General features: G+C 41.8%; 15 protein-coding genes. 11 read left to right on the plus strand and 4 right to left on the minus strand.

Annotated features, from left to right (window positions below; genetic code table 11):
- Window positions 1-9: 9 nt before the first annotated feature.
- The 7 genes from ureC to AC4MBN_RS06780 all read left to right on the plus strand — a co-directional run bounded on the left by ureC (window position 10) and on the right by AC4MBN_RS06780 (window position 6,968).
- Window positions 10-1,710, plus strand: a complete 1,701-nt coding sequence (gene ureC / locus AC4MBN_RS06750) for an urease subunit alpha (RefSeq protein WP_491875856.1) — start codon at window positions 10-12, stop codon at window positions 1,708-1,710.
- A 196-nt stretch (window positions 1,711-1,906) separates the two neighbouring features.
- Window positions 1,907-2,728, plus strand: a complete 822-nt coding sequence (locus AC4MBN_RS06755) for a DUF2971 domain-containing protein (protein WP_491880893.1) — start codon at window positions 1,907-1,909, stop codon at window positions 2,726-2,728.
- An 85-nt stretch (window positions 2,729-2,813) separates the two neighbouring features.
- Window positions 2,814-3,779 carry an allantoinase PuuE gene (gene puuE, locus AC4MBN_RS06760; protein ID WP_419365209.1) on the plus strand — a complete coding sequence of 322 codons (966 nt, stop codon included), beginning with the start codon at window positions 2,814-2,816 and terminating at the stop codon, window positions 3,777-3,779.
- Window positions 3,780-3,921: 142 nt separating this feature from the next.
- Window positions 3,922-4,425 (plus strand): 2-oxo-4-hydroxy-4-carboxy-5-ureidoimidazoline decarboxylase, encoded by a 504-nt coding sequence (gene uraD, locus AC4MBN_RS06765; RefSeq protein ID WP_419365207.1) that lies wholly within the window; start codon window positions 3,922-3,924, stop codon window positions 4,423-4,425.
- The gene (gene uraH / locus AC4MBN_RS06770) at window positions 4,422-4,742 is read left to right on the plus strand and encodes a hydroxyisourate hydrolase (protein WP_005235589.1); all 321 of its coding nucleotides are present in this window, start codon (window positions 4,422-4,424) and stop codon (window positions 4,740-4,742) included. The genes uraD and uraH overlap by 4 nt, the downstream gene beginning before the upstream one ends.
- Window positions 4,743-4,776: 34 nt before the next feature.
- Window positions 4,777-6,132: a nucleobase:cation symporter-2 family protein gene (locus AC4MBN_RS06775; RefSeq protein ID WP_491880894.1), complete on the plus strand. Its 1,356-nt coding sequence runs from the start codon at window positions 4,777-4,779 to the stop codon at window positions 6,130-6,132.
- Window positions 6,133-6,254: 122 nt separating this feature from the next.
- Window positions 6,255-6,968, plus strand: coding sequence for an outer membrane protein OmpK (locus AC4MBN_RS06780; protein WP_491875852.1), 714 nt, complete (start codon window positions 6,255-6,257; stop codon window positions 6,966-6,968).
- A gap of 54 nt (window positions 6,969-7,022) precedes the next feature.
- Here the strand turns inward: AC4MBN_RS06780 and AC4MBN_RS06785 are convergent, their stop codons facing one another.
- Window positions 7,023-7,520 carry an ureidoglycolate lyase gene (locus AC4MBN_RS06785; protein WP_419365201.1) on the minus strand — a complete coding sequence of 166 codons (498 nt, stop codon included), beginning with the start codon at window positions 7,518-7,520 and terminating at the stop codon, window positions 7,023-7,025.
- Between the two features lie 12 nt (window positions 7,521-7,532).
- On the minus strand, window positions 7,533-8,537 hold the full coding sequence (gene alc / locus AC4MBN_RS06790; protein ID WP_491880895.1) for an allantoicase: 1,005 nt from the start codon (window positions 8,535-8,537) through the stop codon (window positions 7,533-7,535).
- A 213-nt stretch (window positions 8,538-8,750) separates the two neighbouring features.
- Here alc and hpxO point away from each other — a divergent pair, with 213 nt between their 5' ends.
- Window positions 8,751-9,908 carry an FAD-dependent urate hydroxylase HpxO gene (gene hpxO / locus AC4MBN_RS06795; protein ID WP_419365197.1) on the plus strand — a complete coding sequence of 386 codons (1,158 nt, stop codon included), beginning with the start codon at window positions 8,751-8,753 and terminating at the stop codon, window positions 9,906-9,908.
- Window positions 9,909-9,994: 86 nt separating this feature from the next.
- Here hpxO and AC4MBN_RS06800 read toward each other — a convergent pair whose 3' ends face one another.
- The gene (locus tag AC4MBN_RS06800; RefSeq protein ID WP_419365195.1) at window positions 9,995-11,347 is read right to left on the minus strand and encodes an 8-oxoguanine deaminase; all 1,353 of its coding nucleotides are present in this window, start codon (window positions 11,345-11,347) and stop codon (window positions 9,995-9,997) included.
- Window positions 11,348-11,386: 39 nt separating this feature from the next.
- Window positions 11,387-12,328, minus strand: coding sequence for a LysR family transcriptional regulator (locus tag AC4MBN_RS06805; RefSeq protein WP_419365193.1), 942 nt, complete (start codon window positions 12,326-12,328; stop codon window positions 11,387-11,389).
- A gap of 281 nt (window positions 12,329-12,609) precedes the next feature.
- On the opposite strand from AC4MBN_RS06805, the gene AC4MBN_RS06810 reads away from it, so the two are divergent.
- The 3 genes from AC4MBN_RS06810 to AC4MBN_RS06820 all read left to right on the plus strand — a co-directional run bounded on the left by AC4MBN_RS06810 (window position 12,610) and on the right by AC4MBN_RS06820 (window position 15,997).
- On the plus strand, window positions 12,610-13,665 hold the full coding sequence (locus tag AC4MBN_RS06810) for a Rieske 2Fe-2S domain-containing protein (protein WP_419365191.1): 1,056 nt from the start codon (window positions 12,610-12,612) through the stop codon (window positions 13,663-13,665).
- A gap of 123 nt (window positions 13,666-13,788) precedes the next feature.
- On the plus strand, window positions 13,789-14,274 hold the full coding sequence (locus tag AC4MBN_RS06815) for a nucleoside deaminase (protein ID WP_491880896.1): 486 nt from the start codon (window positions 13,789-13,791) through the stop codon (window positions 14,272-14,274).
- 691 nt (window positions 14,275-14,965) lie between these two features.
- Entirely contained in the window at window positions 14,966-15,997 is a 1,032-nt protein-coding gene (locus tag AC4MBN_RS06820; RefSeq protein WP_491880947.1) for a BMP family ABC transporter substrate-binding protein, read from the plus strand.
- The last annotated feature ends 86 nt before the right edge of the window (window positions 15,998-16,083 follow it).

The following is a 16,083-nucleotide window of genomic DNA, read 5'->3' on the forward strand; positions in this document are numbered from 1 at the left end:
TTATAAATCATGAAAATGTCACGTCGTGCTTATGCCGAAATGTTTGGACCGACAGTCGGGGATCGTGTTCGTCTAGCTGATACTGAATTATTCATTGAAGTCGAACAGGATTTCACCACTTATGGTGAAGAAGTTAAATTTGGTGGCGGCAAGGTCATTCGTGATGGTATGGGACAATCACAACTTTTGTCATCCGATGTAGCTGACACTGTCATTACAAATGTGCTGATTGTTGACTGGTGGGGTATTGTAAAGGCCGATGTAGGCCTAAAAAATGGTCGAATCTGGAAAATCGGTAAAGCCGGTAACCCGGATATCCAGCCAAATATTACCATTCCACTCGGTGCAGCTACAGAAGTCATTGCTGGCGAAGGACAAATATTAACAGCTGGCGGAATTGATACCCATATTCACTGGATCTGCCCGCAGCAAGTTGAAACGGCACTGATGTCTGGTACAACCACGATGGTCGGTGGCGGTACGGGTCCGGCAGCTGGAACTTCTGCGACCACAGTAACTCCAGGACCTTGGCATATTGCCACTATGTTGCAAGCGATTGATGATTTACCGATGAATATTGGTTTATTAGGTAAGGGTAACTTAAGCCAGCCAGAGCCAATTGCAGAACAAATTAAAGCAGGTGTAGTGGGTTTAAAATTACATGAAGATTGGGGTTCTACACCTGCAGCGATTGATAACTGTCTGACTGTAGCCGACCAGTATGATGTACAAGTCGCCATCCACACTGACACACTAAACGAAAGTGGCTTTCTAGAAGAAACTTTGGCAGCTTTTAAAAATCGAACCATTCATACTTATCATACTGAAGGTGCAGGTGGCGGACATGCGCCGGACATTTTAAAAGCCATTGGTCAACCGAACGTATTACCATCTTCAACAAATCCAACCCGTCCATATACCGTCAATACCATTGATGAACATCTGGACATGTTGATGGTTTGTCATCATCTCGATCCAGCGATTGCAGAAGATGTGGCATTTGCAGAAAGTCGTATCCGCCGTGAAACCATTGCTGCAGAAGATATATTGCAGGATATGGGCGCAATTGCCATGATGTCTTCTGACTCTCAGGCAATGGGACGTGTCGGTGAAGTAATCTTACGGACTTGGCAAACGGCGCACAAAATGAAAGTGCAACGTGGGCCTTTAGAAGGTGATACAGCCTATAAAGACAATAACCGGGTCAAACGTTATATCGCTAAATATACGATTAATCCTGCAATTACTCATGGTTTGAGCCACGAAATTGGTTCGGTGGAAGAAGGTAAATTGGCCGATCTAGTGCTGTGGAAGCCTGCATTCTTTGGAGTCAAACCATCCATGATTATTAAGGGCGGCATGATTGCAGCAGCGCCGATGGGTGATATTAATGCTTCTATTCCAACGCCACAGCCTGTGCATTATCGTCCAATGTTTGGGGCTTATCCGCGTGGTGTGCATAACACCTGTATTACGTTCCTGTCACAAGTTGCAATTGATGATGGCGTACATGAAAAATTAGGTCTGAAAAAGTTGATTTCACCATGTAAGGCGACACGCCAGGTAACTAAACAGGACATGAAACATAATAGTTACTGTCCTGTCATAGAAGTACATCCAGAAACTTATGAGGTTCGTGCCGATGGTATGCATCTGACCTGTGAGCCAGCAGAAGTGTTGCCGATGGCTCAACGTTATTTCTTGTTTTAATTACCTCTCCCTGACCCTCTCCTTAAAGGAGAGGGAATTTCCACTATTTAAATAAACTCTTGGAAAGTTTCTTCTCCCTTTGGGAGAAGGTTAGGATGAGGGGTATTTTCTTATTTTTTGATCTTGATGAGTATATTTAAAAAATATATAGATTACTAATTCAATAGATTAGATAGAGTTTGCTAATTTGCTCAATATGTCAGAATACCCATTCATTTATCAAGATGAAAATTATATATATTTATATAAACATCAGCCCATCACTGATAGTCGACTAAAGCTTCTTACAGAAGGGACTATAAGTTTTACAAATCCTAAAAATTTTAATGACCCTTTGGACTGTGTAGGAAATATTGATGAGAGTCATCATTATTCAGCAGAAGAAATAAAGAAAATATTTAAAGATAGGGGGGCAAAGATAAGTCGAAAAAAGGCAGAAAAAAAGGCTAAGAAATATAAGGATTCTGAAAAAAGAAAGATACATGATCTAAGCTATTTCAAAGAAATGAATGATCGCATGGGAATCTGCTGCTTAAACCACAACCCACTTAATATTCTTATGTGGTCTCATTATGCAGATTTTCATAAAGGCTTTTTAACAGAATTTAAATTTCTGAAAAGAGATTTACTAAAATCGAATTCAGTTTATGCGAAGTTTTTTCCTATTCCTGTAAATTATTCAAATAAAATGCCATTAGTTACATTAAAAGATCGTTTAAAATCAGACGAAAAAATATTAGAGATCTATACAACGAAATCTGAAGAATGGAGCTATGAAAAAGAGTTCAGAATTTTAAGACCTTATACAAATGAACCGATCCAAAAAATTCCTTATACAGATTTAATTTGTACTGTAATTGGTGGAATTAAAATTTCATCCAAAGATGAGGAAAAACTTAAAAAGATATGTAGTAAAAATAAAATTCCCTATTTTAGAGTAGAAAGAATATTCAATAATTATGGTCTAACAGTTCCTAATCATCCTAGATTAGATCGAACTATTAATGAAACTTCATGAAAATTTAATGATCCTTTTTGGCGCATAAATTGCTTGTCACGCTTATTCAATTTTACTGTTTGATATAACACATCAGGGATTAAACGTGACCAGCACATATCTACGCGGACAAGAACTCATAGATCAAATTCGAAACCAGCCTTATTCACGTGATTTGATTGGCTATCATGGCGATGTACCAAAAGTAGAATGGCCTAATCAGGCCCGTGTCGCAGTTCAATTTGTACTGAATTATGAGGAAGGTGGTGAAAACCACGTAGAACACGGTGATGCCGGTTCAGAACAGTTTCTATCTGACATTATTGGCGCAGCCAGCTTTCCAGACAAACACATGTCGATGGATTCTATGTATGAATATGGCTCACGTGCAGGTTTCTGGCGTATTCATAACGAGTTTAAAAAGCGTAATCTGCCGATGACCATATTCGGGGTTGGGATGGCTTTAATTCGTAATCCTTATATAGTCGAAGCGATTAAAGAAGCCAATTATGATGTAGTTTCACATGGTCAGCGCTGGGTGCATTATCAGGACATGCCAATTGAACTTGAACGCCAGTATATGGATCAGGCGATTAGCGTACTGGAAACCCTGTTCGGCAAATCACCGATTGGCTGGTATACCGGTCGGGATAGTCCAAATACCCGTCAATTACTGGCTGAATTTCCTCAGATTCAATATGACTGCGACAACTATGGCGATGACTTGCCATTTTGGAGCACATTGACCAATCAGGCAGGTGAAACACGCCCTCATTTGATCATCCCCTATACTTTAGAAAGCAATGATATGAAATTTAGTTCACCGGGCGGCTTTAATAGCGGGGAACAATTCTATCAATATTTAAAAGATGCCTTCGATGTGCTCTATGCTGAAGGTGAAACTGAACCAAAAATGCTATCGATCGGGATGCATTGTCGTATTTTAGGGCGGCCGGGACGCTTTAAAGCCCTACAAAAGTTCCTCGATTATGTTCAAGGTCATGAAAAAGTCTGGATTTGCCGCCGAGGTGATATTGCAGCGCATTGGTATAAATATCACGTACTAAAATGAGAAAAATATATTAAAAAAGAGAACCTTGAGTTCTCTTTTTTTGCTTTATACATCATATAAAAATATAAGATCAAGACGATTTGGCACTGTTATTGCAAAACCTGTACTGAACAAAAAATGAATATCATCAGGCGATTTAATAGTGCAACTCGTTGAATTTAATCAGGCATCTCTAGAAGAGGCCATTACCTTTTTAAAGCACTGTGTGCAAATACCGAGCTGGTCGACCCAGATTGAAGCAAAGCGTCCTTATATATCTGTTGAAGATGTATTGAATATAGCCAGACAACAGGCTGCAACCTGGACCTGGGATGAAATCAAAGCAGCTTTGGATAATCATCCACGTATTGGTGAAAAAAAGGCACAGGCTGAATTAAGCGAAGTTGAAAAAAACTTTTCCAATCGTGAACAGGCTGCGATAACTCAGGACGAAGCAACTCAGCAAGCTTTGCTAGAAGGCAATATCGCTTATGAAAAAAAATACGGTTATATCTTCCTGATTAAAGCGGCTGGTCTAAATAGCCAAGAAGTGCTGAATGCCTTGAAAGATCGTTTAGCTAATGATCCGGAAACTGAAAAAGGTATTGTTCATACGCAACTGGCGGAAATCGCTTTATTAAGACTGTCACAGGAGCTGCAAGCATGATCAGCACTCATATTTTAGATACGCATCTCGGCAAACCTGCAGCACATGTTTTAATCAAACTCTTTGATGAAGAAGGTGAATTACTCGGAAAAGCATTTACCAATGCAGATGGTCGAGTCACAGATTTTGGTTTAACCGAATTTGAGGAAGGTAAATACAGTCTTGAATTTGCTACTTCTGATTATTTTGAAGGCTTAGGTCTAGAAACTTTCTTTCCTAAAGCAGTCATTCATTTTCAGGTGAAAGATGCCTCTCAGCACTTTCATATTCCTTTACTGATCAGCCCATTCGCGTACTCCACATATCGCGGAAGCTGATTTTTTTATTCAAGCTTTCAGGGAGAGAAAAAGAATGACAGAACAAAGCACAAACATTTCACCAGAACATGAATATCTGGGCGCAGGCAAAAGTGCAGCCTATGGCTTGCAACATGTATTGACCATGTACGGTGGTATTATCGCACCACCACTCATTGTGGGTACTGCCGCAGGTTTGGAAGCTACACAAATCGGTTTATTGATTGCGGCTGCATTGTTTGTTGGCGGTCTGGCTACGATTTTACAAACCATTGGAGTGAAATATATCGGGGCTAAATTGCCACTGGTACAAGGGGTTTCCTTTGCGGGTGTGGCGACGATGGTGGCGATTGTAACTACAGGTGGCGGCTTATCAGCTGTTTATGGTGCAGTCATCATAGCTTCATTAATTGGTTTCTTCCTTGCGCCTTATTTTTCTAGAATTATCCGTTTTTTCCCGCCAGTCGTGACCGGCTGTGTGATCACGATTATCGGTTTATCACTTTTACCCGTAGCCGTTCGCTGGATGATGGGGGGTAATAAAAATGCACCTGAATGGGGAGGTGTTGAAAATATCAGCCTGGCCGTGATGACCTTGGCTATTGTGATCTGTCTAAACTTGAGCAGAAATGCCTCGATTCGTCGCTTATCTATTTTATTGGCGATCGTAATGGGTTCAGTGCTGGCTTATCTGTTTGGTTTTGGCGATTTTAGTAAAGTCGGCCATGGTGCATGGGTACAATTTCCGAGTTTCTTTGCTTTTGGCATGCCGACCTTTGAACTCAGTGCAATCATTTCCATGCTGATTGTGACGTTGGTGATTATGACTGAAACGACGGCTGATATTATTGCTGTAGGTGAGATTGTTGGAACCAAAGTAGATTCAGAACGTATTTCGAATGGTCTGCGTGCAGATATGTTCTCAAGTGCAGTTGCACCGATTTTTGGTTCATTCATGCAAAGTGCTTTTGCGCAAAACGTCGGGCTGGTTGCCATTACCGGGATTAAAAGCCGTTTTGTGGTCGCTGCTGGCGGTATGATTTTAGTGGTTTTGGGATTACTTCCAATTATGGGCCGACTAATCGCCGCAATTCCGGTTCCGGTACTTGGTGGTGCAGGATTGGTGCTATTTGGTACAGTAGCTGCGAGTGGTATCCGCACCTTGGCGAAAATAGATTATAACGAGCAGAAAAATCTGATCATTGTTGCAACTTCAATTGCAGCCGGCATGATCCCGATTATTGACTATTCTTTCTATGCCAATTTCCCAAAATGGTTCCAAACCCTGTTCCATTCTGGCATCAGTTCAACCTGTTTAATGGCGATCCTTTTAAATATTCTGTTTAATCATCTGCCTATGTTTAAGTCGAAAACAGAGGTTCCGGAAAAGGTCGCAGAAACGCTGCATTAAAGTTTGATTTCCTCCATATGCCCATGCCAGTCATGGGCTTTTTTTATCAAAAATTAAAAAAGTTGGCTTTGTTCTTGCTTAATCCAGAATGAGATTTTTAATTCCATTGGGGAACCTTATTTATGAAATTTACTCAAGTTTCTGCTGCAACATTACTTGCATTGGGTGCAGCATCTGCACAGGCAAAACCAGTCTGGCAGGATTTTAGCGTTACTGGGCTTTATGGGGAAAACTATGAAGTTGTAGATGAAAAACAGGCAACCCTAACTGTTGAATACGCTGCAAAAGTTAAATATGCAGATGTTTTCTTTTTCATTGACCGTATGCGTGGTTCCGACGATATTAAATCAAGCTATTTTGAATTTTCACCACGTTTAAGTCTGGGTGAAGTTTCAGGTCAAAAGCTGGCATTTGGTCCAGTGAAAGATGTGCTAGTGGCAACGACTTGGGAAGGTGGTGAAGGTTTTGATAACTTCCTGTACGGTGTAGGTTTCGACCTGGCTATTCCAAAATTCAATTATGCCAGCGTGAATCTTTATCGTGTAAATAATGAAAATATGGAAGACGACTATCAGCTCACCTTGACCTATGGTGTGCCATTTAAACTGGGTACTGAAGAGTTCCTGGTAGATGGCTTCCTGGACTGGTCAACTGCTGAAGATGATCATGCGAGCGAGATGAACTGGACGACTCAGTGGAAATGGAATGTCGGCAAGCACATTTCTCCTGATACCAATTTATATCTTGGTATTGAGCATTCGGTTTGGAATAACAAATACGGTATTCCGGATGCAGATGAAAACAACGTGAGTGCTTTAGTGAAATATCATTTCTAAATACAACAAATAAGAAATTAAAAAGCCCTTATTAATAAGGGCTTTTTAATGGGCTTAATTTTCGATAAAAATCTTTTCAGGAAAAGTATAAACATCACAGTTTGGACCAGTGCCGATACGATCGATCACCACGAAATCACTCGGAGCTTCAAAGGTCAGCAAAGGATGATGCCAGGTGCCGGCACGATAATTTACGCCTTGTGTACCATTACTGATAAAAGCCTGAATTTGACTGAGATCAGGTTTTTCATGATCCAGATTAGGTGCAACCACAATTAAAAATTTCTGGCCTTGCATCGGGATGAACGCTTGTGAACCGACAGGATGACGTTCCAGCATTTCGATTTCAAAGGGAATGGCAGTGGTCTGAATATTTCTAAAAATACTTAGACCAACTTTTGCATCTGTTTCAGCCACAGCCAGAGCATGATAACGCTCAGTCTGCTGATCATTAATATGGAAAAAATCATTGCCTTCGCAGGCAATGACCTCGCCATAAGGCAAGAAACTTTCAGCAGTTAAGGGCTGTATTTTTATGCTTTGCATGCTCATAGTTGTAATTACTCAGACAACTTTTCCCCATAGACGAATCCGGCTAATGCCGCCATCCGGAATCATATTCACCCGAATATGAGAAATTTTTTCCTGTTTTAAGATTTCCTTAACAAAGCTATGAATATGATCCATCTGCATATCTTGTGCTTCAAGCAGGAATGGCCAGAACATACTTTGCGGAATTAACTGCTGATCAGTCGCATCTTCAATATAAATCGCTTGGATAGAGACTTGAGCAGGGAAGTTGCCTTTAAAATGTGCGGTATCAATCTCAATTTTTTCAATCTGGCCACTCTGACCCAAGGCCAGAATACACCAGTCAAAACCGGGTGCACGACGGCGTTTAGTTTCCCAGCCATCCCCCATATTGATGCCACGGCCTGGATTAATCAGATTACGTGGATGACCAAAGTGTGCATCACTATAGGCAATGACACGACCGCCATTTTCCAGAGCGACCAGATCAATCACCTGATTGCTGTCCTGAACCTGAATTTTTACTTCACCATAGACTTTAAAGCGCGCCACACCCCCGTCAGGGAAAATATTTAGACGTACATGCGTAAAGACTTCGTCTGAAGCAATATTGAAAATATGATGCTGGCTCGGACCTAATATACTGTTTGGTAAAATTGAGTGCCAGGTTGCAGTGCTTAAGTCACCATTTGGTGCATAGCAGGCTTCGACTGCGGCAGAGGCAGGGTAATTTCCGGTAAAAAACGTGGTATCAATATCTAGTGCTTTGATGGTTCCAGCTACGCCCAGTTTGACAATGGCCCAGTCATAGCCGGCATGGCGCTTGCGGCGGGTTTCCCAGCCATCCATCCATTTGCCATGATCATCAAATTTATCTTCAACAAAAATTGGTGCATCAAATTGCAACATTCGTTTTGCTTCAGCAAAAAAATCATCTGAACATTCAAGAATTTCTGCACCAATCCGGCTATCAGCCAAGTTGGTAAGCTGCTGGATATGGGCAGGGATCTCGAAAATGGGTGCAAATAATCTTGCCATAACTATGTTCCATTCAAATTATGTTTAACGTGAATCTAATTTTTTATAAAAGCCTGTAATTCTGCTGAAAGACCTTATAAAAACAGGTTTTTAATGAATAGATGAATGCACGGCTTGTGCCAACTTTTGAGAAAAATCAGTGCATTATTTTCGAAATGGCACGCTTTTAGCTACACAGGGAGGAAGAAACACAATTTTGAGAGGAGCAAATAGATGGAGATTACAATTATTGGTGCAGGGATGGGGGGATTGACCACAGGAATTGCACTAAAAAAGTTTGGGCATAAAGTCACCATCTATGAACAGGCAGAAAAGATTTTACCGGTGGGCGCAGCAATTTCACTTTGGTCAAATGGGGTAAAATGTTTGAATTATCTGGGCTTAACTGAACAGGTCGCCAATCTTGGCGGCCAGATGGATCAGCTGGCCTATATTGATGGCTTGACGGGCGATACCATGACGCAGTTCAGTTTATTGCCGTTAATTGAAGAAGTGGGACAACGTCCATATCCGGTGGCACGTGCAGATTTACAAAACATGCTGATGGACGATTTTGGCCATGAAGATATTCAGCTTGGCAAGAAAATGATCGAGCTGCAAGAACAAGAAGATGGTGTCCTGGTTAAATTTGCGGATGGTACAGAAATCAAAACGGATCTACTGATTGGCGCAGATGGAACTCATTCCATTACCCGTGCCTATGTACTGGGTGAACAGGTTTCTCGTCGCTATGCCGGTTATGTCAACTGGAATGGTCTGGTAGAAATTTCAGAAAATCTCACTCCGGCAGATCAATGGACCACATTTGTCGGGCAAGGTAAGCGCGTTTCGCTGATGCCTGTAGCAGACGGAAAATTCTATTTCTTCTTTGATGTGCCGTTGCCAGCCGGTTTAGAGAATAATCGGGCAGAATATAAAACCTTGTTGAAACAGTACTTTGAAGGTTGGTGTGCGCCGGTTCAGCATCTGATTGATGCGCTGGATGAACAGAAAACCAATCGGGTTGAAATTCATGATATTGAACCGTTTGCTCAGTTCTATAAAGGTCGTGTCGTAATTGTTGGTGATGCCGCACATAGCACCACACCGGATATTGGTCAGGGTGGTTGTCAGGCCATGGAAGATGCGATCTATCTGGCTCGGTCTTTACAGATTAATACCCTTGGGCTGGAAGATGCCTTGAAACGCTATCAGAACAAACGCAATGAGCGTGCCAATGAGCTGGTATTGCGTGCACGTAAACGCTGTGATGTCACGCATATGAAAGATGAAGCCGTGACCAAAGAATGGTATGAAGAACTGCGTAAAGAGCAGGGACCACATATCATGAAAGGCATTATCAGTAATATTATTGGCAATCCTTTAGATTAATTCTGCCTTTACACTCTTGGCAAAAAGCCCTTCAATGATGAAGGGTTTTTTTATATTTAAATATGAGGGATTCGCTAATAGATTTTTTAGGCCGCAAGTAAAGCTTTCGCTGCCTGCCGATGTGCAGCCTGAACCGCTTCAAGATCCAGATTCAGGATTTCCCGGTTTTTAACGACCCATTGTCCATTCACCATGACATGTTCGGCACGGTCTGCACCGCACAGCAACAGGCCGGCAATCGGGTCATGAATCCCTGAAAAACGCACATCATCCAGACTATAAAAAGCTAAATCTGCCTGAAAATCTGCTGCGATTTGTCCTAGATGCTTTTCACGTCCCAGTAACTGTGCCGAGCCTTGTGTGGCCCAGGTTAAAGCACGTTCAGGCGTAATCACTTCTGCACCATATTTTAAGCGCTGTAAATACATCGCCTGCCGAGCTTCCAGAATCAGATTGGACGCATCACCCGAAGCAGAGCCATCCACACCCAGACCAATGACTGCACCCGCTTCCAGTAAATCCATGGTTGGACAAATCCCTGAAGCCAGACGCATATTGGAATGCGGACAATGACAGATACCGACCTGAGCCTGTCCTAAGCGTTGGATCTCATCGGCATTAAAATGAATGCCATGCGCCAGCCAAGTTCTAGAATTGAGCCAGCCTACACTTTCCAGATAATCGACGGTACGCATGCCAAATTTGGACAGGCAAAATTGTTCTTCATCCAGTGTTTCGGCCAGATGGGTATGCAGACGTACATCCAGTTTTTCTGCCAGTGCCGCACTTTCTCGCATAATCTCTTGGGTGACTGAAAATGGTGAACATGGTGCAAGCGCAATATTGACCATCGCATCAGCACTACGCTGGTGAAATTTCTGCACCAACCGTTCTGAGTCCAGCAGAATGGTGTCCATATCCTGTACGGTATGCTGCGGTGGCAAGCCACCAGAATCTTCACCCAGACTCATGGAACCTCGGGTCAGCATGACCCGAATCCCTAATTGTTCTGATGCTTCAACCTGAACACCAATGGCATCGGACAGCTGCTGTGGAAACAGATAATGGTGATCCGCCGCAAAGGTACAACCGGAAAGCAGTAATTCAGACAATGCAATTTGAGTGGCTAGATAATGCTGTTCAGTATTCAATTTGGCCCAGACCGGATATAAGGTTTTTAGCCATGGAAATAGCGGAGCATTGACCACGGGAGCCCAAGCACGGGTCAAGGTCTGATAAAAATGATGATGGCTATTAATCAGTCCCGGTGTAATCACCAAATTCTGGGCATCAAAGAACTGGTCATAAGGCGATGCTGGGGTTTGTCCCAAAGCCACCAGTTCAATAATTTTGCCATCGCGAATGACCAAGCCACCACGGGCATCCAGACCATTCGAGGTAAATACAGCAAGAGGATTTTTAATCCATAAGGTTGTCATATCTTTTTTCCAATAAGTTTTATTTGTACTGTTGCTAAATCAGGCAGCACATGAGGCATTGAGCTGTTGTAATTTAATTTTTAAATCTTCCATCCGGTCGATCAGATGGTTCATCATGATTTGTGAGATACGGGAAATTTGCCGTTTCGGTGCCACACAAAGGGCAAGGGTCAGCGGATGCATCCCTTTTTCAATGATCGGTTTAAACACCAGTTCATCGCGTTCTAAATAAGGCAAGGCGTCGATATAGGAAAGTACCCCAATTCCTAAGTTGCGCTCTGCCAGAGAAGTAATCATGCGAATGTCATTACATTCCAGCTTTTGCTGTGGCATAAATTGGTGATGTTTATACAGGCTATAAACATAGTCATGAATGATTAAAGGGGCGCAGGGAATGAGATGCTTGAAGTTTAAAGTGTCGGAAAAATAGATTTTTTCTGCCTGAGCCAAAGGATGAGATTTGGCCATCACAAATCCAACCGGGATTTCCACAAAAGACATGACTTCGAGCTGATTATGACTTTTAGGATTGAGCAGAATGCCAAAATCAACTTCAGCATCCATAATCATTTTAGAGACAGTATCACTTTCCTGAATCTGGATATTGAAATTGATCCAGGGATAGTTTTCATACATATATTGTAGAGAATCTAAAACGAAACCGTCACTGAGTGCCGCAATGAGCCCGAGTTCAATGCTGCCGCGCGATAAACCCTGAATTTCATCAAAACGTACACAGGTCTGTTGGAATTCTTTTTGCCATTTGAGTAGGTCGGCATAGAGCAATTCACCCGCTAATGTCAGCTTCAGGCCACTCGGCAACCGTTCAAAAAGCACGATGCCAAATTCTTCTTCTGCCAGAGCGATCTGACGATGAATCGCGGAGACGGAAATATAAAGCTGATCAGCTGCTTTTCTGAGGCTGCCTGTTTTGGCTACGGCAATAAAATATTCTGAAAATCTTGAAAAAGTAATATTCATAAAATCACATCAACCCACCTGCACATCGTTTTAATCACATAATTTTCAGCTGGAAACTAAGTGATTCTGGTTCTATGCAAGTGGACAAGCGATTTCTGTGCCAATTTTCAAAGAAATGGAACGGTAAAAGTTTTGTGTTCTATTTATTGGAACATGGGCTACGAAACATTCTAATAGACAGCAGAACAGGCATTTGGCTAATTTTATTAAAGAACAACTAGGCAGCTTAATGAGATAAAAATTTAAGCCGTTGTCATGCGATAAATATTTGTGAGTGAACTATGAATGCGATCCCGGTGCTTAATTTATTCAGTCAACCGCACTGTAGCGGCTTTGACCCATCAGACTGGAATATCCTGGCTCAGCATTGGTATCCAGTTGCCCGTATTCAGGATGTGAGTACTACGCCACAGCAGGTACAACTTCTGGATGTGAAGATGGCCCTATATCAAACTGAGAGTGGCAGCATTCATCTGGTTCGTGATATCTGTCCGCATCGTGGTGTACCATTAACCAAAGGCTGGGTAAAGGGTGAAGAAATTATTTGTCCTTATCATGGCTTGCATTACAACACGCAAGGAAAATGCACTAAAATACCGGCTCAACCAGAACTAACCAACATTTCGGATCGTTTTACCTTAACCAAGTTTCCAGTGGTCTTGAAATATGGTCTGGTCTGGACCAGCCTGTTTAGCCGGGATGAATCAGAAGCTAATTTCCCTGATCTGGATACCTGGGACAGTGAAGAGCACCAATCCATCTTACCGCCATTTGTTGATATCGGTGGTTCAAGTGGCCGGCAGCTGGAAGGCTTTATTGATGTGGCGCATTTTGCCTGGGTGCATCATGAATCGTTTGCTTCACGTGATAATCCGATCGTGCAAAAGTATTCCACTGTGCGCACTCCTTATGGCTTGCATACAGAATATGTCAGCGATGTCAGCAACTATCCACATGGCTTGCAGCATCTGGCACCCGAAGGATTCTTGTGGAAACGTGTGTTTGATGTCTATCCACCATTTTCAGCGATTTTAACAGTGCATTTTCCGGAAAATGGCATCCTGAAAATTCTGAATGCCTGCTGTCCGGTATCTCACAATAAAACCCGTTTATTTGTGCCATTGACCCGTAATTTTGATACGACTGGTGATCTGCAAGCGGTTTATGACTTTAACGCACAGATTTTTGCTGAAGATCAGGACATGGTCGAAAGCCAGAAACCAGAAGAATTACCTTTGGATATTACGATGGAAGCACATTTTGAAGCTGACCGGTCTTCGACAACTTATCGCCGCATTCTGGCGGAATGGGGTCTAAGCAAGCGCTATATTGTTTAAATTAAATTTCCTCCTTTATGCACCCTGGTCTGTTGGGGTGCTTTTTTTATTCCATGCCATCTGTTCAAAGTCCTATTTTATAAGCACATATGACCTTTGAACTTTCGATTGTTAGAGTAATTTATGCCACAGCCTAGCCATGAGCAAATGCTATCTTTTTTAAGATTATCCAATAAGGTTGCCAAGCGGGCAATGTCTTTAGGCCATCATCCTTTTGGTGCGGTGCTGGTTGCACCTGATCATGAAACGGTTTTACTGACCCAATGTAATATTGATACGGTCAACCATGCAGAAAGTACTTTAGCCCGGATCGCAGCCAGCAATTTTACGCCGGATTATCTGGCTGAATGCACCTTATATACGGCAGTTGAACCTTGCTGCATGTGTTCTGGAACGATTTATTGGGCCAATATCGGGCGGGTGGTCTATGCCATGACCGAAGAAAAATTATTGCAATGTACTGGAAACCATAATGAGAATCCGACTATGAGTGTTTCTGCTGAGTATATTTTTGCTCATGGTCAGAAGAATATTGAGCTGATTGGACCAATCATGGAACTTGAACAGGAAACGGTTCAATTGCAAAAAGACTTCTGGTCATCTCGATGAACATTTGAAATTATTCTTTTTATAATCCTGCTTCATTTTTATTTATAAGATCATAAAAACAGATTTTCCGGATTGTAAGCTCAATTTAAAATGCTGCAATCCAGTTTCTGTATTTTCTTCAACTTACTTTGCTAAATTTAATTTTCTATTTTTAAAAATCCATTTTTATCTATTCAGTATATTGCTAACTATACGCCATTTATTAGCGCACACGATTTAGAGCTAACGCACTTATCTAGCGCAGATCAAAAGAAAATCACAAGAATTTTTAAATATTCAATCTTGTTAATTTTCCACTCTTCAGCTGAGTCTGGTTTTCTAGCAGCTTTGCTCATTGACTTAGATTGAAATCTATATTTCTCGGCTTATATTCTTAACTGTTCAACTTTTTTATACTCAATACTTGGTAGTAAATAATTGTAATTTATAAAAATAAATAAAAGAACAGATCATTCTAAAAATTATAAGTGTCTTGCAATCCACCTGTTCTATTTTTTGAACCGAATTGGAATAGAAGTTGCTAATTAATAGAAATATAGCAATCAGTAAAATTTTTGATGTCGATTCAGATCTTTTAAAGCCGCTATTTATAAAACTCAAATGGCATTCACGGAGGCAATTTATGCTGAATATGTCCAAACATAAAAAGATAATGAAAAAATTTTCACTGCCTGTAATTGCGGCTGCAATTATGGGTTTGGGGATCAGCAGTCAGAGCTTTGCAGTCGATAAAGCTGCATTTGTCTATATTGGACCAACCAGTGACCATGGCTGGACATATTCACATGATCAGGGGCGTATTAAAGCTGAAAAAGCTCTGGGCGGAAAATTCAAAACGACTTATATCGAAAATGTACCTGAAACGGCCGATGCTGAACGTGTGATTCGTAATCTGGCACAGCAGGGCAATAAAGTGATTTTTGCGACCTCTTTTGGTTATATGAACCAGATGGAAAAAGTCGCGAAACAGTTCCCAAATACCGTATTCATGCACGCGACCGGTTATAAGCAGGGGAAAAACCTAGGCATCTATGATGTACGTACCTATGAAGGGGCTTACATGCTGGGTGTAGTGGCAGGGCAAACCACCAAAACTAATACCTTGGGTGTCGTAGCCTCATTCCCGATCCCGGAAGTGGTTCGTAATATTAATGCCTATACCTTGGGTGCACAAAGCGTCAATCCTAAAGTCAAAACCAAAGTCATCTGGGTGAACTCATGGTTTAACCCGGGTAAAGAACGTGATGCGGCTTTGGCGCTGATTTCTCAAAAAGCTGATGTGCTGATGCAAAACACAGATTCGCCAGCAGTTGTGCAAGCCGCGCAGCAAAAAGGGGTGTATGCCTTCGGCTGGGATTCAGACATGAGCAAATTTGGTCCTAAAGCACATCTGGCTGCTTCAGTATTGCACTGGGAAAAAATTTATACCCCAGCCATGCAGCAAGTGGCTAATAAAACCTGGAAACCTGCCGCTCTCTGGTATGGCGTAAAACAGGATGCAGTGAAAATTGAAAACTTCGGGCCTGCTGTTCCTGCCAAGGTGAAACAGTCCGCTCTAAATGCACAAAGTGCGATTCATAAAGGCACATTACATCCATTCCAGGGCCCAATCTATAAACAGGATGGAACTTTGGTGATTGCCAAAGGCAGCAAAATGACAGATGAAGCGCTTGGAAAAATGAACTTCTATGTGAAAGGGGTTGAAGGTTCATTACCTAAATAATTCTTTCACTATGTGTATGACTTAAAAATAAAAGAAAGTAAATCCTGAAAAATCATTCCCCAGTCCATGAATCACTTTATGGACTG

The sequence above is a fragment of the Acinetobacter sp. CAU_H_60 genome, assembly GCF_058599385.1.